General features: G+C 63.7%; 18 protein-coding genes, 1 tRNA gene and 1 pseudogene. 15 read left to right on the top strand and 5 right to left on the bottom strand.

Annotated features, from left to right (window positions below; all coding sequences use genetic code 11):
- Nucleotides 1-561 precede the first annotated feature (561 nt).
- The 9 genes and pseudogenes from AC1DJW_RS15000 (at nt 562) to AC1DJW_RS14960 (ending at nt 10,253) form a co-directional block, all read left to right on the top strand.
- Entirely contained in the window at nt 562-984 is a 423-nt protein-coding gene (locus AC1DJW_RS15000; protein ID WP_059387755.1) for a DUF3052 domain-containing protein, read from the top strand.
- Nucleotides 981-1,484 carry a peroxiredoxin gene (locus tag AC1DJW_RS14995; protein WP_390277904.1) on the top strand — a complete coding sequence of 168 codons (504 nt, stop codon included), beginning with the start codon at nt 981-983 and terminating at the stop codon, nt 1,482-1,484. Before AC1DJW_RS15000 ends, AC1DJW_RS14995 begins: the two co-directional genes overlap by 4 nt.
- 5 nt (nt 1,485-1,489) lie before the next feature.
- A complete protein-coding gene (locus tag AC1DJW_RS14990) occupies nt 1,490-2,446 on the top strand; it encodes an NAD-dependent protein deacetylase (RefSeq protein ID WP_476901767.1) in 957 nt (318 codons plus the stop codon).
- Between the two features lie 56 nt (nt 2,447-2,502).
- Nucleotides 2,503-2,578: transfer RNA gene (locus AC1DJW_RS14985), tRNA-Val, on the top strand.
- Nucleotides 2,579-2,751: 173 nt separating this feature from the next.
- Nucleotides 2,752-3,825, top strand: coding sequence for a LacI family DNA-binding transcriptional regulator (locus tag AC1DJW_RS14980; RefSeq protein ID WP_476901766.1), 1,074 nt, complete (start codon nt 2,752-2,754; stop codon nt 3,823-3,825).
- 173 nt (nt 3,826-3,998) lie between these two features.
- Nucleotides 3,999-7,015, top strand: a pseudogene (locus AC1DJW_RS14975) (GH92 family glycosyl hydrolase).
- Between the two features lie 117 nt (nt 7,016-7,132).
- A complete protein-coding gene (locus AC1DJW_RS14970) occupies nt 7,133-7,657 on the top strand; it encodes a methyltransferase family protein (protein WP_390277894.1) in 525 nt (174 codons plus the stop codon).
- Nucleotides 7,658-7,945: 288 nt separating this feature from the next.
- On the top strand, nt 7,946-8,743 hold the full coding sequence (locus AC1DJW_RS14965) for an IclR family transcriptional regulator (RefSeq protein WP_284751978.1): 798 nt from the start codon (nt 7,946-7,948) through the stop codon (nt 8,741-8,743).
- 154 nt (nt 8,744-8,897) lie between these two features.
- The gene (locus AC1DJW_RS14960) at nt 8,898-10,253 is read left to right on the top strand and encodes an MFS transporter (protein ID WP_476901765.1); all 1,356 of its coding nucleotides are present in this window, start codon (nt 8,898-8,900) and stop codon (nt 10,251-10,253) included.
- Between the two features lie 178 nt (nt 10,254-10,431).
- On the opposite strand, the gene AC1DJW_RS14955 is transcribed toward AC1DJW_RS14960, so the two are convergent.
- Nucleotides 10,432-11,499, bottom strand: coding sequence for a D-2-hydroxyacid dehydrogenase (locus tag AC1DJW_RS14955; protein ID WP_284751976.1), 1,068 nt, complete (start codon nt 11,497-11,499; stop codon nt 10,432-10,434).
- Between the two features lie 71 nt (nt 11,500-11,570).
- Between AC1DJW_RS14955 and AC1DJW_RS14950 the strand changes: the two genes are divergently transcribed.
- Genes AC1DJW_RS14950 through AC1DJW_RS14940 form a run of 3 tightly spaced genes read left to right on the top strand, consistent with a single transcriptional unit; the run spans nt 11,571 to nt 14,325 of the window.
- Nucleotides 11,571-12,482 carry an NAD(P)-dependent oxidoreductase gene (locus AC1DJW_RS14950; RefSeq protein WP_390277956.1) on the top strand — a complete coding sequence of 304 codons (912 nt, stop codon included), beginning with the start codon at nt 11,571-11,573 and terminating at the stop codon, nt 12,480-12,482.
- 14 nt (nt 12,483-12,496) lie between these two features.
- The gene (locus tag AC1DJW_RS14945; protein WP_284751975.1) at nt 12,497-13,267 is read left to right on the top strand and encodes an SDR family oxidoreductase; all 771 of its coding nucleotides are present in this window, start codon (nt 12,497-12,499) and stop codon (nt 13,265-13,267) included.
- Entirely contained in the window at nt 13,267-14,325 is a 1,059-nt protein-coding gene (locus tag AC1DJW_RS14940) for an L-idonate 5-dehydrogenase (protein WP_476901764.1), read from the top strand. The genes AC1DJW_RS14945 and AC1DJW_RS14940 overlap by 1 nt, the downstream gene beginning before the upstream one ends.
- Nucleotides 14,326-14,373: 48 nt before the next feature.
- Here AC1DJW_RS14940 and AC1DJW_RS14935 read toward each other — a convergent pair whose 3' ends face one another.
- A complete protein-coding gene (locus tag AC1DJW_RS14935; protein WP_284751973.1) occupies nt 14,374-15,102 on the bottom strand; it encodes a FadR/GntR family transcriptional regulator in 729 nt (242 codons plus the stop codon).
- Nucleotides 15,103-15,334: 232 nt separating this feature from the next.
- On the opposite strand from AC1DJW_RS14935, the gene gndA reads away from it, so the two are divergent.
- Nucleotides 15,335-16,771 carry an NADP-dependent phosphogluconate dehydrogenase gene (gene gndA, locus AC1DJW_RS14930; protein ID WP_284751972.1) on the top strand — a complete coding sequence of 479 codons (1,437 nt, stop codon included), beginning with the start codon at nt 15,335-15,337 and terminating at the stop codon, nt 16,769-16,771.
- A gap of 242 nt (nt 16,772-17,013) precedes the next feature.
- The gene (locus tag AC1DJW_RS14925) at nt 17,014-17,847 is read left to right on the top strand and encodes an oxidoreductase (RefSeq protein WP_390277886.1); all 834 of its coding nucleotides are present in this window, start codon (nt 17,014-17,016) and stop codon (nt 17,845-17,847) included.
- On the opposite strand, the gene epsC is transcribed toward AC1DJW_RS14925, so the two are convergent.
- The 3 genes from epsC to msrA form a co-directional block, all read right to left on the bottom strand.
- Complete coding sequence (epsC, locus tag AC1DJW_RS14920) at nt 17,844-18,428, bottom strand: serine O-acetyltransferase EpsC (RefSeq protein ID WP_284751970.1); 585 nt, start codon at nt 18,426-18,428, stop codon at nt 17,844-17,846. The genes AC1DJW_RS14925 and epsC overlap by 4 nt on opposite strands.
- A gap of 50 nt (nt 18,429-18,478) precedes the next feature.
- A complete protein-coding gene (gene cysK / locus AC1DJW_RS14915; RefSeq protein WP_059387764.1) occupies nt 18,479-19,414 on the bottom strand; it encodes a cysteine synthase A in 936 nt (311 codons plus the stop codon).
- Nucleotides 19,415-19,489: 75 nt separating this feature from the next.
- Nucleotides 19,490-20,014, bottom strand: coding sequence for a peptide-methionine (S)-S-oxide reductase MsrA (gene msrA / locus AC1DJW_RS14910; protein WP_476901763.1), 525 nt, complete (start codon nt 20,012-20,014; stop codon nt 19,490-19,492).
- 146 nt (nt 20,015-20,160) lie between these two features.
- On the opposite strand from msrA, the gene AC1DJW_RS14905 reads away from it, so the two are divergent.
- Nucleotides 20,161-21,078 carry a Nif3-like dinuclear metal center hexameric protein gene (locus tag AC1DJW_RS14905; protein WP_390277880.1) on the top strand — a complete coding sequence of 306 codons (918 nt, stop codon included), beginning with the start codon at nt 20,161-20,163 and terminating at the stop codon, nt 21,076-21,078.
- Nucleotides 21,079-21,182 lie beyond the last annotated feature (104 nt).

Here is a 21,182-nt window from a genome sequence, read left to right as displayed (position 1 = left end):
CGCCCGCTCCGTGCCCTGCTCCCTGATCAACGCATCCAAAGACTCAACCCACTCGGCAGTCTCTTCCGGATCACGATCAGGCAGCTGGGAAGTCAACCCGCTAAGGATGTGTGAGGTCTCTTCTCCTGCAGCCACGTCCAACCTCTCTTTTGGCGCATTCATCGTCGCCTCAGGTCCGGCAGGGTAACTGCCCGTCATGAACGCGGCGTGTGCGACATATCGGTTACAACAGCCCGGTCATGTGCGCCGGGCAGGTTCTCTTGAGCTTGAGCTGCGCTATTCGCGGCGGGCGGTTGCCCTGCAGCCAAAGTCTTCACTGGCCACTGTAGCTTTGTACGAGCCGCGATGCGTAGCCGCGCTGTCGTGAAGGCGTTGTATGTCACACTCAAGCTGTTACATCGTAGGCAGTTGTAGCTGCAGTAGGGCCATGGCCCCGTCTGCGGCCATGGCTTTAGCCGTGGCTGGGGCGCGGATTATGGTGGAACGCGGGACAATGGCTTGAAGCACACGCCCAAAGGGTGTTGGCTTGTAGTAATCGAAATCACTTCAAGAGGAGGAAACGTGAGCGAGGCCGACGCCGCCACATCGGTAAATGTGGCGGAAAGATTGGGTTTCAAAGATGGGGATCTAATTCAGGAACTCGGTTACGACGATGATGTCGATTTCGATTTGCGTGATGACATTGAGGAACTCACGGGTTCCGAGCTGCTTGACGAAGACGATCACGAGGTAGTGGATGCGGTCATTTTCTGGTGGCGTGATGGTGATGGAGACCTTGTCGACGCCCTCGTGGATTCACTGACCACCTTGGGTGAAGGCGGCGTGGTCTGGGTGCTGACCCCCAAGTCCGGCCGCGACAACTACGTCTCGCCCTCGGATATTCAGGACGCTGCTCCCACCGCCGGCTTGCATTGCACTACGTCCGCAGGCGTTTCCAAGGACTGGAGCGCCACGAGGCTTGTAGCGCGCAAGAAGAACAAGTGACCCACTCCAGGTTGAACCCTCCCGGGCTGCGTCCGGGAGTTCCCGTTGTGGGCCAGGAAGCCCCGGATTTTGAGCTCGTGAACCAGTTCGGGGAGCCGGTCCGCCTGTCTGATCTCCGCGGCCGCAACGTGGTGGTGGTTTTCTATCCCTTCGCCTTCTCCGGAATCTGCACGGGGGAGCTTTGCGAGATCCGTGACAATCTGGGTATTTTCCAACATGCCAACGCCACAGTCCTCGGGGTGTCGGTGGACAGCAAGTTCGCTTTGCGGGCTTATGCGGAAAAGGAAGGCTACGAGTTCGATCTCTTGGCCGACTTCTGGCCGCACGGGGAAGTAGCCGAGAAGTATGGCGTGTTTGATCCAGCTACCGGCATGTCCTTGCGGGGAACCTTCATCATCGATGCCGCGGGCATCATCCGTTACGTCGTCGTCAATCCGCGCGGGCAGGCACGCGACCTGGCGGAATACCGCGAGGCATTGTCCGAACTTGGCCAGGCCTAACGGCGATGAGCGCCCAACGGCCCGGTATCGGAATGACTGGCTTCGCCATACGTCCGCCGGCCCCTGCAGTTGAACTGGATGCAGACGAGGTGGACGTTCTCCGCCGAGCCGACGGAATTCTCGGCGGCAAGCGGCTCGCCGTTTTGACGGGAGCCGGCCTGAGCACCGACTCCGGAATCCCTGACTACCGCGGCCCTGGGGCCGCGCCGCGGAATCCCATGACCTACCAGGAATTCATCGGAAGTCCTGCCAACCGGCGCCGCTACTGGGCGAGGAACCACCTTGGATGGTCGCACCTCCGGCACGCGGACCCGAATGCGGGGCATGCCGCCGTCGCCCTCCTTGAACGGCGCGGACTGATCACCGGGCTTATCACGCAGAACGTGGACCGCCTGCACGAGGACGCCGGCAGCGTCAATGTGGTGGACCTGCATGGCCGCTACGATCGCGTGATCTGCCTTGAGGAAGGACATGTCTTTACGCGGCAGCTCGTCGCGTCCATTCTTGAGGAAATCAACCCCGGCTTCCTCGAAGCCGCCCAGGCTTCCGGCGTCGTGGAAATGGCACCCGACGCGGATGCATCCGTTGAGGATCCCGAACTCATCCGATCGTTCGTCGTCGCTGTTTGCCCCGTTTGCGGCGGAACGCTCAAGCCCGACTTCGTGTACTTCGGTGAAAATGTGCCCAGGGATCGGGTGCAACGCGCGTATTCCATGGTGGACGAAGCCGGGGCGCTGCTGGTGGCAGGTTCCTCGTTGACGGTCATGAGCGGGCTGAGGTTCGTCCGGCACGCAGCCAAACTCGGCAAGCCAGTAGTGATCATCAACCGTGGACCGACCCGAGGCGACGGGTTCGCGAGCCTCAAAGTGGAAGCGGGGGTCAGCGGCGCGCTGGCCTGGCTCGCTGCGGAGCTTCCCGACCTACTGCCCACGGATTCGCCGATTAGTGTTCCGGGCGAATGATCCGGTAGAGTACATGTTCGTTGGTTGAAGCGCCGAGGGCGCTGAAATCAGTGTTTGGGTCTTTAGCTCAGCTGGTAGAGCGCCACGTTTACACCGTGGATGTCATCGGTTCGATCCCGGTAGGACCCACCAATCAACGAGAGCCCCTGAGCTGTGAAAACGCAGCTCAGGGGCTCTTTTCTTTCTACGCGCGGACGTCCCGGACTCCCTGGGGTCTTCTTCGCACCAGATCGAGCCCGAGCACGTGGGGTATGGAAACATAGCACCGCGATGAAGCGCACTGCGATGCTAAAATGCGTCGCGGGATGGTTTCGGAAATGGACGCAGGTGACGGGGTGAGGGTGGCTACCGAGCGTCCGAACGCCCGTGCCACGATGAAAGACGTTGCGCGGGTCGCCGGAGTCGGTGTGGGTACAGTCTCCCGTGTCGTCAACGGCAAGTCGAACGTGAGCGAGGAGAGCATCGCCGCGGTCAACGCTGCGATTGACACGCTCGGATTCCGTCGCAACGACAGCGCCAGGATGCTCAGAACCGGAGCGACTGCCAGCATCGGGCTGCTGGTCGAGGATGTCGCAGACCCGTTCTTCTCCCTGCTTAACCGCTCAGTGGAGGAGGAGGTGCTGCGCCGCGATTCCGTGCTCCTGACCGCCTCCTCGGACAAGGATCCGGAGCGCGCGCGCAAGATGATCCTCACCTTCTGCGCCCGCCGGGTCGACGGCCTGGTGATCACTCTCCCCGAAGGCGGCGACGAGGAATACCTGCGTGCGGAGCTCGACGCCGGTACGAGCATGGTCTTCGTCGACCGCCCGCCCCGGGAGCTGGATGTCGACGCCGTGATCGTGGACAACCGCGGCGGTGCGCGCACCGGCGTCGCGCACCTCATCGGCTACGGGCATAGGAGGATCGCGTGCTTCACCGATCGGCCGGACCTCTATACCGCAAGCGAGCGGATCGCCGGCTACCGGGCCGCACTCGAGGATGCTGGCATCCCCTTCGACCCCGAACTCGTCTACTCCAGCGCGACCACCCGCGAGCCGGTGGACGAGCCCCTCGGGCGGATGTTGGCGTCGGCTGACCCGCCGACCGCAGTTTTCGCCGGCAACAACCGCACGAGCATCAACGTGATCGGCGCGCTGCGCATTCACAACACCTCCCTGGCGATCGTCGGTTTCGACGATTTCGAACTTGCCGACGTCGTCGTGCCCGGGATTACGGTAGTGGCGCAGGACCCAAAAGCGATGGGGCAGATCGCGATGGGGATGCTCTACAAGCGTCTGGATGGCGATGTCTCGCCCTCACAGATCGTCACGCTGAACACTCGTCTCATCGTGCGTGGCTCGGGAGAGCTGAGTCGCGACGCGGTGCTCGCCGCGCGCTGACACCAGTTCGCACGCCCCAATAAATCCCCTTGACTGACATTTAGCGCGGTCGCCATTTACCTCTCAAGCGTTGACGCGGTCTTGGTGTGCTGCGTAAACTCGGCCGCGTGGAAACGTTTCCACGCATCGTTGCCCCGTCACCGCTCGGCGGCGGACAGCGGTGACGAGCGCTGATGCTCGATACCCGTGAGCCAGGTCAAGGAGGACGCCCCACGATGTCAAGCCCACACGACAGCCCGGCTGTACGCCCACGGAGCCGGAGAAGGCCACGTCGATCGCGGCTCGCGCCGGCGATGGCGGTTGCGGCCGCGCTTGCGATCGGAACCCCGGTCGAGGCATCCGCTTCTCCGACCGTTACCGACCTTTCCAACGAAGTCAACCCGTTCGTTGGCACCGAGAGCGAGGGCAACGCCTATCCGGGGGCGACGCTCCCGTTCGGAATGGTGCAGCTCAGCCCTGACAACACCAACAGCTACGGTTCCACGTCGTACAGCAACGACGCCGGTCGCGTGTGGGGATTCAGCCACCGGCACGTCAACAGTGCGGGTTGCCCGGCCGCCGGTGAACTCCTGGTCTCGCCCAGCACCACCGCCACGCCCACCACCTCGCGAAAGTTCACTGGCATCCAGCCCGGAAGCGAGTCCGCCACAGCCGGTTACTACGGTGTCACTCTCGACAACTCTGTCAAGGTCGATCTCTCGGCCACCACCAGAGTGGGTGCGCACAGGTACACCTTCCCGGCCGGCACTACCTCCAATCTTTCCTTCAACACGGGGCAGACGCTGCGCACCGCCGGCGCTAGTTCGGTCTCCTGGGTCGATGGGACCACTCTCGAGGGCTGGATCGACAACGGTGGGTTCTGCAGCGGAAACGAGAAAAAGTCCCGCTACTTCTTCAGCGCGACCTTCGACCGCGCTCCGCTGTCGACCGGCACCTGGGGCAACAACGCCCAGTTCGCCGTCGGCCGGAACTCCAGTGAGGTCACCGACGGCAACAACGGTTTCGTCGCCACGTTCGATACCACGGCCGACCGCGATGTCGAGGTGAGCGTCGGGGTCTCGTACGTGAGCGTCGAAGGAGCCCGCGGTAACCGGATCGCCGAGGCGACCGCAGACGGCACGCGGTTGGCGTTTGATCAGATCCGGGCGAAGGCCCGCGACGCCTGGAACGCCGAGCTCGGCCGGTTCGACATCACGGCGTCCGCCGAGCAGCGCAAGATCTTCTACACCCAGCTGTATAAGACGCTTCTGTCGCCGACTATCGGAAGCGACGTCGACGGCCGGTACACAGGAATGGACGCCAAGACGCACACCGCCAATGGCTGGAACTACTACCAGACGTTCTCGCTGTGGGACACGTACCGCACGCAGGCGACTTTCCATGCGCTGTTCGCGAAGAACCGCGCCGCCGACATCGTGCGCTCGATGTACCAAGCCCGTGTCGAGGGCGGCTGGCTCCCGCGCTGGTCGCTCGGCTCGGTCGAGACGAACATTATGGCCGGCGATCCGGTCTCGCCCTGGATCGCCGAGAACTTCACGCTCGGCACGGTGCCAGCCGACATCGCCGACCGCATGTGGGACTACCTCGTCGAGAACGCCACCACGGCGCCCCCTGCCGGCGTCGCAACCGTCGGCCGGCAGAGCGCCGCGTTCTACCTGGCCAAGGGCCACATCCCGTTTTATCCGGAGTGGGGCGGTGGCCTCGGCAGCCAGTACGAAGAGTACCGTCACGGCGGCTCGGCGACGATGGAGTTTGCCGCGGCGGACGCCAGCATCGGCGCCGCTGCTCAACGGCTTGGGAAGACCGGCCAAGCGGCAGAGTTCCTAGCCCGCGGCACCAACTGGACGAAGCTCTGGAACCCGGATGTCACACTCAGCGGCGGTTTCAAGGGTATCGTCAACGCCGTCACTCCCGAGGGCCAATTCGTCCCGGTTCCGGAGCGCACGGATGTGTGACCAGGTCCGGTTTCCACGAGGGAACCCCCTGGCACTACCAGTGGATGGCAACGCAGGATGTGGTCGGCCTGCAGGAAAAGATGGGCGGTCGCGAGGAGTTCGTCAAGCGACTCGACTATTACTTCAACCAGCCGGCCCTCCAGTCTGCTCCGGGGGTCTCGCCGAGCAGCTGGGCGGCGGGTGGAAGCACGTACTACACGAGCATAGGGTACAACCCGGGCAACGAACCGATGATGATGAACCCCTGGCTGTACGGCTTCGTCGGTGAGCCGGCCAAGACCAACGACGTGCTCGCGGCAAACCTCAACCGCTTCCCGAACACCCCCGGCGGCGGAGTCGGCAATGATGACCTCGGCACCCTCGCCGCTTGGTATGTGATGGCCTCGCTCGGCATCCAGCCGGTGATGCCCGGCTCGGGGATCATGGCGCTCAACGCTCCCAAGGTTCAGGCCGCCACGATTACCCTCGAGAGCGGTGAAAAGCTACGGATCACCGCTGCAGGAGCGAACGAAAAGCTGCCGAGCTACATTGCTGGTGTGACCGTGAACGACAAAGAGCACACGGCTGCCTGGGTCGATGTGGACGATCTCCGGAACGGCGCTCGGCTCGATTTCGCACTGTCCGGCACTAAGGCAGGCCTCGACTGGGCCGCGGCCCGGAAGGATTGGATCCCGAGCATCTCCGCTCCGCGCAAGGCCACTCCGGTGATCGTGCCGGGTGCGGACTTGACCGCGATCGCCGGCCGGGAGAAAACCATCGAGGTCGCGAGGGTCACGTTCGGCGGCGCCGTCGAACCCATCACGGCAACGGTGTCCTGGGCAGGGGGAGCCCCGGTCGCGGCAACAGTCACGGAGGAGAACGGCGTCTGGGTGATCAGTTCCACGTCGACGTTCGCAGCGGCCGGAGCCGTGAGCGGTGTGGTGACCATTGCCAGCGCGGCGAACGCGCCGAGTTTCGCGCCTGCACTGTTCGAGCCGAGCTCGGCCAACCTCACGGTCGTGGTCACTGCCGCACCCGTCGATCCGCCGGTCGATCCGCCCGTCGACCCGCCGGTCGACCCTGGAGTTGCCGTGGTTCCTCCAACCACCGGAAGCACCGGCACCACCGTTAAGGCAATGAGCGGACTGGCCGACACCGGCATGGCCCCAACCGTGTTCTCCGTGCTGTTCGCGGCTCTCGCCGCCATTGCACTCGGCTCGGCCTTCGTGATTCGCCGCAAGCGGGCAAACGGCTAGGAGACCGGGCAAGAGCCCCTGAGCTGCGGAAACGCGGCTCAGGGGCTCTTGCTTTTAATCCAGTGCCTTGAGGCCCCGATGGTTGTGGCCCATCGTTTGGCGGTTCAGAATGGCAGCATGACAGCGTCCGGAGATGCAGCGCGCGACAAAAAGCTGGCGGAGATAGGTACGGCGGTGTTCGCCGCGGCCCCGGCCACCGTCGCTGGCCTGTTGCCTTGGGTGCTGACCCGTTGGAAAGTGCGGCGGCCCGTGCCGGGCGGGCTGGCGGCCCAATGCGCAGGTGTTCTCCTGATCGGCGCCGGCGCAGCGGTGATCACAAATTCCTTTGCGCGGTTCGCCCTTGAGGGAGTAGGCACGCCGGCACCTTTTGCGCCACCAAAGAACCTCGTGGTCAGCGGCTTTTACAGCTTCGTGCGGAACCCCATCTACGTGGGCATCGGTGCCGCGATCACCGGGCAGGGCCTCCTTCTGGGCCAGCCGAAGCTGTTCGGCCTGGCGGCGCTGGGCGCAGTTCCCGTGGTGGCTTTCGTCAGGTTGTATGAGGAGCCGACGCTCGCACGCAAGTTTGGTGCCGAATATGAGTCCTACCGCGCCAACGTACCGCGCTGGCTACCTCGCCTCACGCCTTGGCGGCAGGGCTAGCGTCGTACCTGATCCGCTGCGGGGAATTGGAAGAGCTCTCCACCGCGACTATTGGGGGATGCCGCGGTGGAGAGCTCATAGATGAATATACAGAGAATTTTTGGATATGGAAAGGAAGCTATTCTCCGTCCGGCGAGTCTCATCCCAGCAGCAAGCCACTATGATGGTGGTTGTTCAGTGGATTGAACAAGCGTTGTGCCTCAGGCCGGAGTTCCGCTGCCCCCGGGTAGCGTTTCTGCCTGGCACACGCCCACTCTGCGCCAGACGCACGACCCGCGAAGGAGAATCATGGCCGATTCCCGCACCCCCCGTTCCGCCGAAGGATTGGGAAGCTCCTCGCCGGCGCCTGCCGTGACCCGCGCTGCCGCGGTCCTGGATGCCTTGGCGGAGGCCCCTTCGGGCAGGCTGACACTCAGCGATCTATCGAGGGAGCTCGGGATTCCGAAGTCTTCCACGTCAAATCTGCTGCTCGCTCTTGAGGAAGCCCGGCTGATTACCCGCGAAGGTGCGGACTTTTCACTTGGCCGGAAGCTGGTTGAACTTGGTGCCGCCTATCTCAGCCGGCTCGATGAAGTACAAGAGTTCTACAAGTTCTGCGAGCAGGCACCAACGCTCTCCGGCGAAACCGTGCGGATTGCGATGATCGACGGCGATCACATCATTTACCTGGCCCGCTACGAAGGGCACCCGGCCGTCCGGCTCACATCGAACATTGGCGACAAAATGCCGCTTTCCTTGAGCGCAGTCGGAAAGGTTCTCCTGGCCCAGCTTCACGACCATGACATTGAGGCGATGTTTCCCGACGACGTGGAGCTCCCTGTCATGACCCCGAAGTCCCTCCGGAGTGCCGCTGAGCTCAAGGCCCAGGTGGCCGCGATTCGCAAACAGGGCTATGCACTGGAGGACGAGGAGTCCACGCTCGGCGTGGTTTGCCTTGCCGTGCCCGTCCCCACCCATGGGGCACATGGCCCCAGCCTCGGCCTCTCGGTGACGGCACTCAAGGCCACTTTTTCCGAGGAGCAGGCTGCCCTGATGGTGAAGGAGCTCAAGGAACTCGCCCACTCGCTGGGCAACCCGATGGGCTGATTGATTCCGCCGCCCGACGGGGGTCATAAATAAATCTGATTACACCACTTGAAACTTGTCCAACGTGCTGTACTCTGTTCAATATAGTGATTCACGCCATGGCGGCTGACGCTATCTCGCCAGGCCAACGGGGGTCTGGAGTGTTCTTGAGGGAGTGCTTGTGACAACTCGTACTAAGACAAAGCTTGCTGATATGGACGGCGCAGTAGTTGAGCCGGAACAGCTGCGAAGGGCAACTCTTGCCAGCTCCGTAGGATCCGCTCTGGAGTACTACGACTTCTACATTTACGGCCTGGCTTCGGCCCTGATTTTCGGACCGCTGTTCTTCAAGCCCCTGGGTGAAAGCGGCGCACTGATTGCGTCGTTCGCCACCTATGGCGTTGGATTCGCGGCGCGGCCCTTCGGCGGTATCTTCTTCGGATTCATCGGAGACCGATTCGGCCGCAAGGTGGTCCTCCTGCTGACCATCGGAATGATGGGCCTCGCCAGTTTCGCCATCGGCTTGCTGCCGACGTTCGAACAGGCGGGCATGCTCGGCGCGGTCCTGCTTGTGGTGCTTCGCATCGTCCAGGGCCTCGGCGCCGGAGCTGAACAGGCAGGTGCAACAACACTGATCTCCGAGGTCGCTCCGCCCAAGCGCCGCGGCTACTTCGCTTCGCTGCCGTTCGTGGGCATCCAGCTTGGAACCCTCCTCGGCGCCGGCACTTTTGCGCTCATTGGCATGGCAAACAAAAGCGTGCTTGAAGGCTGGCTGTGGCGTGTGCCGTTCCTCGCCAGCTTCATCCTGATCGTCGTGGCGATCTTCATCCGTCTCAGGCTGAAGGAAACCCCGGTGTTCCAGAAACTGGAGAAGCACAAGAACGTGGTGAAGAACCCCGTTGGCGAACTTTGGAAGCACTCCAAGAAGAATGTACTGGTGGGCATCGGCCTCCGCATGGGCGAGAACGGCAACTCCTCGATCTACTCGGCGCTGCTCATCTCGTTCATGTCCGTCAAGGAAGGCGTCTTTCCCGGCGACAAGTTCATCGGCCCGGTCGGTCTGCTGATCGCCGCGGGATTCGCCGCCGTCATGGTGGTGACCTTCGGCGCCCTGTCTGACCGTATCGGTCGAGTGAAGGTGTACCGCTACGGCGCCCTGTTCCAAGCAATCTTCGCTATTCCCGCCTTCTACTTGGTAACTCTCGGCAACGTCACCCTCGTGTGGGCCGTCATGGTGGTCGGCATCGCCCTTGGCGTGCAGTCCATGCTCGGCCCGCAGTGCCCGCTCCTGCCCGAGCTCTTCGGCTCGCAGTACCGTTTCACTGGTGTGGCATTGAGCCGCGAACTGTCCGCTGTCCTGGCCGGCGGACTCGTGCCCCTCGTTGGCGTCGCGCTCCTTGCGGCCACGGGGAACTCGTGGGTGGTCCTGGCTGTCTACTCGCTGGTCCTGGCGCTGATTTCATACATCACGACGTTCTTCACACCGGAAACAGCCGGCCGCGACCTCCTTTCCCTGGAGGACGCGAAGTAGGGAATCCCGTACCACGAAGTACGCAAGCAGCGACGGTCCCTTCCGAACTTCGGAGGGGACCGTCACTTTGTTGCGCCCCCGCCCCGCCATTTGGCGTGCCACGGGCAAGCCCCACACAGCAAAGCGGCCCCTCCGGAAACCGGAGAGGCCGCCAGGATGGCGCTGGGTTGTTGGCGGTTTAGTAGAAGTGCACCGTGTCCACGAGGTGGGGGAGTTCCCCGCCGTCGAGGAACGTACGCAGGTTGCTGGCGAAGCGCTCGGCGATGAGGCGGTTCTCCGCGGCACTGAGTGCCGAGGTGTGCGGCGAGACCATGACCTTCGGGTGGTTCCACAGCGGGCTGTCCTGGGGGAGCGGCTCGACGGCGAAGACGTCCAGGCAGGCGTAGGACACCTGGCCGTTTTCCAGCGCTTCGAGCAGCGCCTCTTCATCAACCACGGTTCCGCGGCCAACGTTGACAAAGACCGAGCCGGGCTTCATTGCCGAGAAGACCTCGTGGTTGAAGAGTTTCTCCGTGTAGGGAGTCCCGGGGAGGGTGTTGACGACGGCGTCTGCCGTAGCCAGGAGTCCCGCCAAGCCATCGTTGTCCGCGACCTCGTCGATCCCTTCGATCGCTTCGACGTTCCGCTTGGTTCCGCTCACCTTCATGCCGAGTGCGCGGGCGATCCGGGCGGTCTCAAGGCCGATTTCGCCGAGACCCGTGATGACCAGCTTGGAGCCGTTCACAAGTTTGGTGGGGGTGCGCAGCTCGGGCCAGACCTTTGCAGCCTGGTCCTGGGCAAGTTCCGCGCTGCGCTTGAAGCCGTTGAGGATGCCCAAGGCTGCGAACTCGGCCAGCGGAAGGGCGTGGACGCCTGCCGACGTGGTGACCTTGAACTTCTGCAGGGTCTCACTGTCGAGCCCGGAGGCCTTCACGGCGCCACCGGCACCTGCGGCCATGGCGTGGATCCACTGCAGGTGCGGGTTGCTCTGGGCGATGCGGGCCAGTCCGGCCGGATTCTCGTTGGGGAAACCGTAGAGGATCTGGGCCTTGTTCAGCATGGACCAGTAGCGTTCCTCTTGCTCGGGAGTCCGCTTGAAATCCGGATCGCCCGAGTGGTCGGCCGGGAAGCGTTCCGGGGGAAGGAGCTCGGGTTCGTAGAGCACCGTGATGCTCGGATCTACTGCGCGGATACGCTCCACATGCTCAGCTTCGAGCGGGACTGCGATCGCGATGGTGAGTTCATCAGTCGTCATGGTGTTCATCATACTGAATTGAGGCTAGGATATTGAACAGTTTTTGAAAGATGAACCACAAAGAAGTGAGGTGTATGCGAAAGATGACCGCCAAGACCGCAGGTTTTGTGGGACTCGGGCTGATGGGCTTCCCCATGGCAGCCAATCTGCTCGGCAACGGCTGGGAGGTGACTGCGTGGAACCGTTCCGCCGAGGCGCTCGCCGAATTGGAGAAGCTCGGCGGAAAACGCTCGGAGTCGGTTGCCGGGCTCCGGGATCAACCCGTCATCATTTTCATGCTTCCGGATCTCTCCTACATCCAGGATGCCGCCGCGCCACTGCTCGAGTCCTGGCGCTCGGAAGTGCCGCTTCCGGGAACCACGATCATCATCATGAGCAGCGTGTCCCCGACCGCCGTGCAGGAATTCGGCCGGACTGTCCGTAGCGCAAGCGGCGGGAACGCCGTCGTCGTCGATGCCCCGGTCAGTGGAGGCACCAAAGGTGCGCAGGACGGCACGCTGGCCATCATGGTGGGGGCCGCCGAGGAAGACTTCCAACGATCACTTCCCGCGCTCCAATCCATGGGCACCACCGTCCGCCGCATGGGCAACCTGGGTGCCGGATCGCTGGCGAAGGCCTGCAACCAGTTGATCGTCGGGACCACGACGGCGGCGCTCGCGGAAGCCGCCGAACTCGCCGAGCGCTCGGGCATGGATGCTTCTGCCCTTTTCGATGTCCTGGCCGGCGGGCTTGCCGGAAGCCGGGTCCTGGAGATTGTCGGCCCACGCCTGGCAGCCAAGGATTACGCGCCCACAGGTCCCGCGAAGTTCATGCACAAGGACCTCAAATTCGTCCTCGAAAGCGCCGAAGCGGCCGGTGCCGCTGTTCCGATGGCGACTGCCGGCGTCGAACTCTACCGCGAACTGATTGATCAGGGCCTTGGTGACCAGGACCTCGCAGTTGTCCGCCAGGCCATCGCCAACCTCAGCGACTCTTCCGTCAGCCCTTCGAACTAAGTTAGGAAACAACCATGAGTGGACTCTTTGATCTCACCGGGCGCGTTGCGCTCGTTACCGGATCCAGCCGCGGCATCGGCAACGCGCTGGCCCGCGGGCTGGCCGACGCCGGTGCCACCGTTGTCCTCAACGGCATCAACACGGAACGCCTCAAGGACGCGGAAGCCGCCATGGCGGCGGACTTCGGGCCCGGCCGCATCCACAGCTGCGCGTTCGACGTCACCAGCGACACGGAAGCGGCCCGCGGAATTGCCTGGGTCGAGGAGAACGTCGGCCCCCTCGATATCCTCGTCAACAACGCGGGAATCCAGCACCGCGTCCCGATGCTGGACCTGGATGTGAAGGACTGGGAGCGGGTCATCACCACCGACCTGACGAGCGCTTTCCTCGTGGGACGTGAAGCCGCCCGTCACATGATCCCTAGGGGCCACGGCAAGATCATCAACATCTGCTCCGTGCAGACTGACCTGGCCCGCCCCACGATCGCCCCCTATGTCGCCGCCAAGGGTGGACTGCGGAACCTGACACGCGCCATGACCGCCGAATGGGCGGCCTCCGGCCTTCAGATCAACGGGATCGCTCCGGGTTACATCCACACCGAGATGACCCAGAACCTCGTGGACGATCCCGACTTCAACTCCTGGATCCTGGGCCGGACGCCTGCCCACCGGTGGGGCACCGTGGCGGATCTCGCTGGTCCGGCAGTCTGGCTTGCCTCCGAGGCTTCGAACTTCGTCAACGGCCAGACGATCTTCGTCGACGGCGGAATGACCGTGGTCGTCTAATGAGCGATTTCCAGCTTCCCCAGTCTTCACCCGCGGTTGTGGCGCACGCCGCCGGTGACCTTCGCATCGAGGACATAGCCCTCGTTGTTCCCACCCCCGACCAGGCCGTCGTCGAGATCGCCTACGGTGGCATCTGCGGCTCGGACCTGCACTACTGGCTCCATGGCGCGGCGGGGGAATCGATCCTCAAGGCCCCGATGGTGCTCGGTCACGAAATCGTCGGCACAGTTGTCCAGCAGGCCGCGGACGGCAGCGGTCCGGCCGCCGGAACCGCCGTCGCCGTCCACCCCGCGACCCCCGCCCCGGGTGCCGCCAAGTATCCGGAAGACCGGCCCAACCTCTCCCCGGGCTGCACCTACCTCGGCAGCGCGGCACGGTACCCGCACACGGACGGCGCCTTCAGCCGTTACGCCACCCTGCCGTCCCGCATGCTCCGGGCCCTTCCGGCCATGCTGGACTTGCGCACCGCGGCGCTTGTGGAGCCTGCCAGCGTTGCTTGGCACGCCGTCGCCCGCGCGGGGGACGTGGCCGGAAAGACGGCGCTGGTGATCGGAAGCGGTCCGATCGGTGCGCTGGCTGTTGCTGTCCTCAAGCGCGCGGGGGCATCCCGGATCGTGGCCGTCGACATGCACGACAAGCCTCTTGAGATCGCGCGTGCAGTGGGCGCCGACGAGGTCCTCAAGGGCGATGACGCGGAGGCGATCGCCGCCGTGGAGGCCGACGTCGTCATCGAGTCCTCCGGCAGCCACTTCGGACTCGCATCGGCCATCAAGGGCGCCGTCCGCGGTGGGAAGGTGGTCATGGTCGGGCTGCTGCCCTCAGGACCGCAGCCGGTCTTCATTTCGTTGGCCATCACCCGCGAGCTCGAACTGCTCGGGTCGTTCCGATTCAACAACGAGATCGACGAGGTCATTGCGGCGCTCGCGGACGGTTCGCTCTACGTGGACCCGGTAGTGACGCACGAATTCACGCTGGACCGTGGACTGGAGGCCTTCGAGGTGGCCAGGAACTCGGCCGAATCGGGGAAGGTACTGCTGAACTTCCAGCCTGTGGCCTAAGCTCTCAGGCGGTGAGGCGATGAGCCGAGCGGCACTGGCGGTCAGCCGTCAGCGCCGCTCGACTGGAACGAACACCCGTGGCTGGCCTTCCCAACTGGGTGACAGGTCTGCGATGGTCTCCCGCATGATGTTGGACGAGGCCTCGCGGGCTTTGTCACCATCCCCGTCGCTGATGCCCTGGGCTACATCCAGGTGCCACTGCAAGGCCGCTTCCTTCGGATGTTCGGGCATGAGCCCGTGAACCGTCCGGCCGGTGAGCGTCTCCGTGACCTGCCCGATCAAGTTCGCGAACATTTCATTGCCGGAACCGGAGAGCACCAAGGCGTGAAAGCGGATGTCAAGGTCCAGGAACGTGGGCATGTCGCCCGCGCGGCCCGCTTCACGCATGGCCAGGGAGATCTCCAACAACTCGCTGCGCAGCGACTCCGGAGCGTTTTCCGCAGCCAGCTCCGCAGCTACGGGCTCGACGGCGGAACGGAGTTCGGCGAGGGAGCGCAACTGGGCGCCGCGGCCTTCTCCGGCCAGCCGCCAACGGATGACAAGCGGATCGAAGGGATTCCAGCGGTGCGCGGGGAGGACCCGGATGCCAACACGCTTGATGGTTTCCACCAGTCCCAATGACTGCAGTACCCTGACGGCCTCACGCACCACCGACCGTGACACTTTGAGCTCTTCCTCAAGGTGCTCGGCCAACATGACGTGACCGGTGGGGAGCTTACCGCCGACGATCCGGGTACCCAGGTGCTCGACAGCGCGGTAGTGGAGACTGGTTGACATAGTCGTAAGCATAGTGGCGTTGACCACTCTGCTACCGGAAGCCCGAGCGCCGGGAACTCCCCACGGTGCTGGCTCGCAACATAGACTCTTTTGTGACGCGGACGTTTCCAAAACGTGGGCGCAACTTTCCCAGACGTGGTCCGAATACGTATGGTTTATTCCAGCTACTGCTCTAGAAAGCGTTTCCTCGCTTCTAGCAGGACTCGATGCACAAGAATGAATTGGAGTTTTGATGTCAGCACACATCGGTGTCACCGGCCTCGCGGTGATGGGCGCCAATCTGGCCCGCAACCTGGCCCGCAACGGCTTCACCGTTGCCCTCCACAACCGCTCCGTCGAAAAGACCGACGCCCTGCTGGCCAAGCACGGCACGGACGGCGACTTCATCCGCACGGAAACCCTCCAGGAACTCGTGGACTCCCTCGAGAAGCCCCGCCGCGTCCTGATCATGGTGAAGGCCGGCAAGCCGGTTGACGCTGTCATCGACCAGCTCGTTCCCTTGCTGGAGCCCGGCGACATCGTGATCGACGCCGGCAACTCGCACTACGAGGACACCCGCCGCCGCGAAGCCGCGCTGGCCGAGAAGGACCTGCACTTCGTGGGCGTCGGTGTTTCCGGCGGCGAAGAGGGCGCCCTCAACGGCCCCTCCATCATGCCCGGTGGTTCCAAGGAGTCCTACGAAGCTTTGGGCCCGCTGCTCGAAAAGATCTCGGCCAAGGTTGACGGCCAGCCCTGCTGCGCCTGGATCGGCACCGACGGCGCCGGCCACTTCGTCAAGATGGTCCACAACGGCATCGAATACGCCGACATGCAGGTCATCGGCGAAGCCTTTGATCTCCTGCGCTCCGGCGCCGGCATCGAGCCGGCCGAGCAGTCCAAGATCTTCGCCGAATGGAACAAGGGCGAACTCGCTTCCTTCCTGATCGAAATCTCCGCGGAGGTCCTGGGGCACGTGGACGCCAAGACGGGCAAGCCGTTCGTCGACGTCGTCGTGGATGCTGCCGGCCAGAAGGGCACCGGCCGCTGGACGGTCATCTCCGCCCTTGAGCTCGGCTCCCCGGTATCGGGCATCGCGGAGTCCGTCTTCGCGCGGGCCCTCTCTTCCCAGGCAGAACAGCGCAAGCTTGGCCAGGAGCTGCTCGCCGGCGAGGAAATCGCCGTCGAGGTCCCGGAGAACTTCGTCGAGGACGTCCGCCAGGCGCTTTACGCCTCCAAGCTGGTTTCCTACGCCCAGGGCCTGGACATGCTGACCTCCGCCGCGAAGGAATACGGCTGGGACCTCAAGCTCGATGAAATCGCTTCGCTGTGGCGCGGCGGCTGCATCATCCGCGCCGAGCTGCTCAAGGAAATCACCAACGCCTACGCTGCCGTTGAGAAGCCGGCCAACCTGCTGTTCGCCCCGGCCTTCACCAAGGCCATCGCCGGCGCGCTGCCGGCATGGCGCCGCGTGGTGGCCACGGCTGTCCAGCTGGGCATCCCGGTTCCGGTGTTCTCCTCCTCGCTGGCCTACTACGACGGACTTCGCCGCAAGCGCCTCGCTGCAGCGGTCATCCAGGGACAGCGCGACCTCTTCGGAGCGCACACCTACGGCCGCGTTGACGCCGAGGGTACCTTCCACACCCTGTGGGGCGAAGACAAGTCCGAGATCTCGGCAGTCGACACCCACTAGAGATTGGGGCAGGCCCTTTCGTGTCGACTCCGTCGCCACGTAGGGACCCTGCTGCCCCACTCTAGGGGCAGGCCCTTTCGTGTCGACTCCGTCGCCACGTAGGGACCCTGCTGCCCCACTCTAGGGGCAGGCTCGATTCGGTTCAAGACAAAGGCCGGTGCTTCCGCGTTACTGTGGAGGCGCCGGCCTTTGCCGTAGGTACGTCCCGAAGGAAACACCACACGCCACCCGAGGAGCAGTCCATGCCGCAACGCGTCGCATTTGTCACAGGTGCGTCTACAGGAATCGGCTTCGAAGCCGCCATCAAGCTCAGCAAGGCAGGAATGGTGGTGTACGCGGGGGCTCGGCGCGTCGAAAAGATGGAGCCGCTCAAGGCCCACGGAATCAAGGTGTTGTCCTTGGACGTCACTGAGGATGACTCGATGAAGGCCGCCGTGGACCTCGTCCTGGCCGAGCAGGGGCGGATCGACGTGCTGGTGAACAACGCCGGATACGGATCCTACGGTTCCTTGGAAGAGGTTCCGTTGGATGAGGGCCGGCGCCAGTTCGAGGTCAATGTCTTCGGCCTCGCCCGGATGTCCCAGCTGGTGATTCCCGTGATGCGTGCTGCGGCCTCCGGCAGGATCATCAACGTCTCCTCGATCGGCGGCAAAATGTATGAACCCCTGGGAGCCTGGTACCACGCAACCAAATTCGCCGTCGAGGGCCTCAGCGACTCCCTGCGCCTGGAACTAAAGCCCCATGGCATCGACGTGGCTATCATCGAGCCCGCCGGCACGGACACGGAATGGGGAACCATCGCGGGGGAGAGCCTGCTGACGGTCTCAGGACATGGACCATATCGCGAGCAGGCCGGGATCGTGGCAGCCGCTCTTGCATCGACGTCGGGAACTGCGCTGTCGACGCACCCGCGCACCGTGGCGGGCGCCATTGTGCATGCCGCAACGTCACGAAGGCCCAGGACCCGATACCCGGTGGGTAGGGGGGCCTGGACCATTCTCGCCTTGCGGAGGGTACTTCCCGACCGGGCGTTCGACACCGTTTTTTGGAACGCCTACAAACGCTTTTCCGGTTAGATCCGGTATTCGATGTAGTACTCGGCGGGGTCGACCGCGGGTTTGGTTTCGCTCTTGGCATCACGGTGGCGCCACGTCGCCGGGACGCCGGTGATAATCGACTCAGGCGGTGCGTCCTTGACCACCACGGCGTTGGCGCCGATGGCACTGTCGGCGCCTATGGTGATGGGACCAAGGACCTTGGCCCCCGCTCCGATGGTGACCCGATCTCCGATGGTGGGGTGCCGCTTGACCTTGGCCAACGAGCGGCCACCCAACGTCACGCCGTGGTAGATCATGACGTCTTCGCCGATCTCGGCAGTCTCGCCGATCACCACACCCATGCCATGGTCAATGAAGAACCTGCGGCCGATGGTAGCGCCGGGGTGGATCTCGATGCCGGTCAGGAACCGGGTGAGTTGCGAGATGATCCGGGCCGGGAAGCGCAACTCAGGCTTTTGCCACAATTTGTGGGTCAGGCGGTGCGCCCAGATGGCATGCAGCCCGGAGTAGGCAAAGAAGTTCTCAAAGGAGCCTCGGGCCGCCGGGTCATGTGACCGGGCGGCCTCGAGGTCTTCCATAAGTCTTGCGAAGAAGCTCACAAAGACCTTTCTACAGGAAATGAAAGAAAGCGGTTGCGCGGGGTCCGCAATCAGCCGCGAATGTCGTCAAAAAGTACCGTGGAGATGTAACGTTCGCCGAAGTCGGGAACGATTGCCACGATGAGCTTGTCCTTGTTCTCCGGACGCTTTGCGAGCTCCAGCGCACCCCAAACGGCCGCACCGGCCGAGATGCCGCCCAGGATGCCTTCCTTGGTGCCGAGGGCACGTGCGGTGGCCACGGAGTCCTCGAGGGTTGCGTCGAGAACCTCGTCGTAGACGTTGGTGTCGAGGATTTCCGGAATGAAGTTCGCGCCGAGACCCTGGATCTTGTGCGGGCCCGGGGCGCCGCCGTTCAGGATGGGGGAGTCCTTGGGCTCAACGGCCACGATCTGGATTTCGGGCTTGCGCTCCTTCAGGACCTGCCCGACGCCGGTGATGGTGCCGCCAGTGCCGACGCCGCCGACGAAGATGTCCACTCCGCCTTCGGTGTCCGCCCAGATTTCCTCGGCCGTGGTGGCGCGGTGGATTGCCGGGTTTGCCTCGTTGGCGAACTGCTGGGCCCAAATGGAGTTCTCCGTGTTGGCGACGATCTCCTGTGCCTTCTCGACGGCGCCACGCATGCCTTCAGAGCCCGGAGTCAGGACAATCTCGGCACCGTAGGCGCGCAGCATGACCCGGCGCTCGGTGGACATGGTTTCCGGCATCGTGAGGATGACCTTGTAACCGCGCGCCGCGCCGACCAGGGCCAGCGCGATGCCGGTGTTGCCCGACGTTCCCTCGACGATGGTGCCGCCCGGCTTCAGCGCACCGGACTTCTCGGCGGCGTCGACGATGGCGACGCCGATACGGTCCTTGACGCTATTGGCGGGGTTGTAGAACTCCAGCTTCACCGCAACCGTGGCGTCCAAGCCTTCGGTGAGCCTGTTCAAGCGGACCAGGGGGGTTCCGCCGATCAGCTGGGTGACGTCGTCGTAGATCCGTGCCATGTAATCATGCCTATTCTCTGAATTCGCTGAAATAGCTACTGCTGAGGTCAGCCTAACGAGCGGTGCTACACGCTGCTACGCGCGGAGCCACGAAGAGTAATATTTCCGGGCCTTGGCGAGCTTGGGGTTGATGATGACCTGGCAATAGCCCTGCTCCGGGAACTTGGCGTAATAGTTCTGGTGGATGGACTCGGCTTCGTAGAAGTCCGGCAACCTGCTCACCTCGGTCACAATCGGCTTGGACCACAGTTCCTGGTTCCGGAGGATGGCTTCTTCGAAGAGGATCTTTTCTTCGGTGGTGGTGTAGAACATCGAGGACCGGTACTGGGTCCCGACGTCGTAGCCCTGGCGGTTGAGGGTGGTGGGATCGTGCAGGGCGAAGAACATGTCCAGGATGATGTCCGCCGGAATGATGTCCTCGTCGAAAGTCACGGCGACGACCTCCGCGTGGCCCGTCATTCCGGAGCAGACGTCGTAATAGTCAGGGTTGCGGATGCGCCCGCCGGTGTAGCCGGAAACCACGGAACTGACGCCCTTGGTCTTCTGATAGACAGCGTCAAGGCACCAGAAGCAGCCTCCACCAAGTACAAAAGTTTTCATGATCTCTTCAATGGCTGGGAGTCCTGGATGATTCCCGCACAACCTTACGGGACTGTGACGGCGCAGACCTGGCCACTGGCAACAATCTCAAACAGTCCGGTTGCCGCAAGCGCGTCTTGGCCGCCGGATGCGCAAGAATGTAATGCATGGAAGCTGTGAACACCGCGGTTGCAGATACAGGATCCGGGGAAGAACCGGAAAACGGTACAGCCGGAACTCCAAGAGCCAGCACCCCTACGCTCGGTCAGGTCTTATTGGCAGTGGAGGAGCTCTGGCCGGAATCGCTCGCCGAGGAATGGGACGAGGTAGGGCTCGTGGTCGGACGGCCGACAGCCACCGTCACCAAGGTCATGTTCGCCGTGGATCCGACCCTCGCCGCCATTGAGGAAGCCATTGAATGGGGCGCCGAACTCCTCGTCACGCACCACCCTTTGTTGCTCAAGGGCGTCACCTCCGTTGCTGCCACGAGTGCCAAGGGCCTTGCTGTCCATCGGCTCATTGAGTCAGGCACCGGGCTGCTGACCGTGCACACCAACGGGGACTCCGCCGTCGGAGGCGTTTCCGATGTCCTCGCCGACGCGTTTGGGCTGGACAACGTTGTCCCGCTGGCTCCTGCGGCCCACGGCCTGCCGGAAGAGGGGATCGGCCGGGTCGGCGACCTGCCCGAACTCATGACTCTCGGAGATTTCGCCGCCCGGGTGTTCGAGATCCTGCCCTCAGTGGCCGGCGGCGTGCGGGTTGCCGGGGACAAGGACGGGCTCGTGCGCCGCGTCGCCGTTTGCGGAGGTGCCGGTGACAGCCTCTTCGACGCCGTCCGCGCCAGCCAGGCGGACATCTACGTCACCGCGGACATGCGGCACCACCCGGCCTCCGAAGCGCGCGAAGCTGCCGTTGACGGCAGGCCCTACCTCGTCGACGTATCGCATTTCGCGAGCGAATGGCTCTGGTTGCCCGCCGCGGCCGAAGCGCTCGGCAACGTGCTCGCGGACCAGGGTCACGACGTCGAGATCCGGGTGGCTTCCACCAACAGCGATCCGTGGGACTTCATTCTCACTCCCGGCTAAGGCTGGGGCGCGAGGCAGGGGAGCGCGCTAGGCGCTAGAGTCGAGACAAGCAGGCCCAAGGCCTGGCAGGGGCTGAATATCAGTCCCGGCACGATCAAGCGGAG

It is taken from the genome of Arthrobacter sp. 05L417 (genome assembly GCF_056397865.1).
Note: the sequence above shows the minus strand (reverse complement) of the source record. Positions and strands in the feature narration are given on the sequence as shown.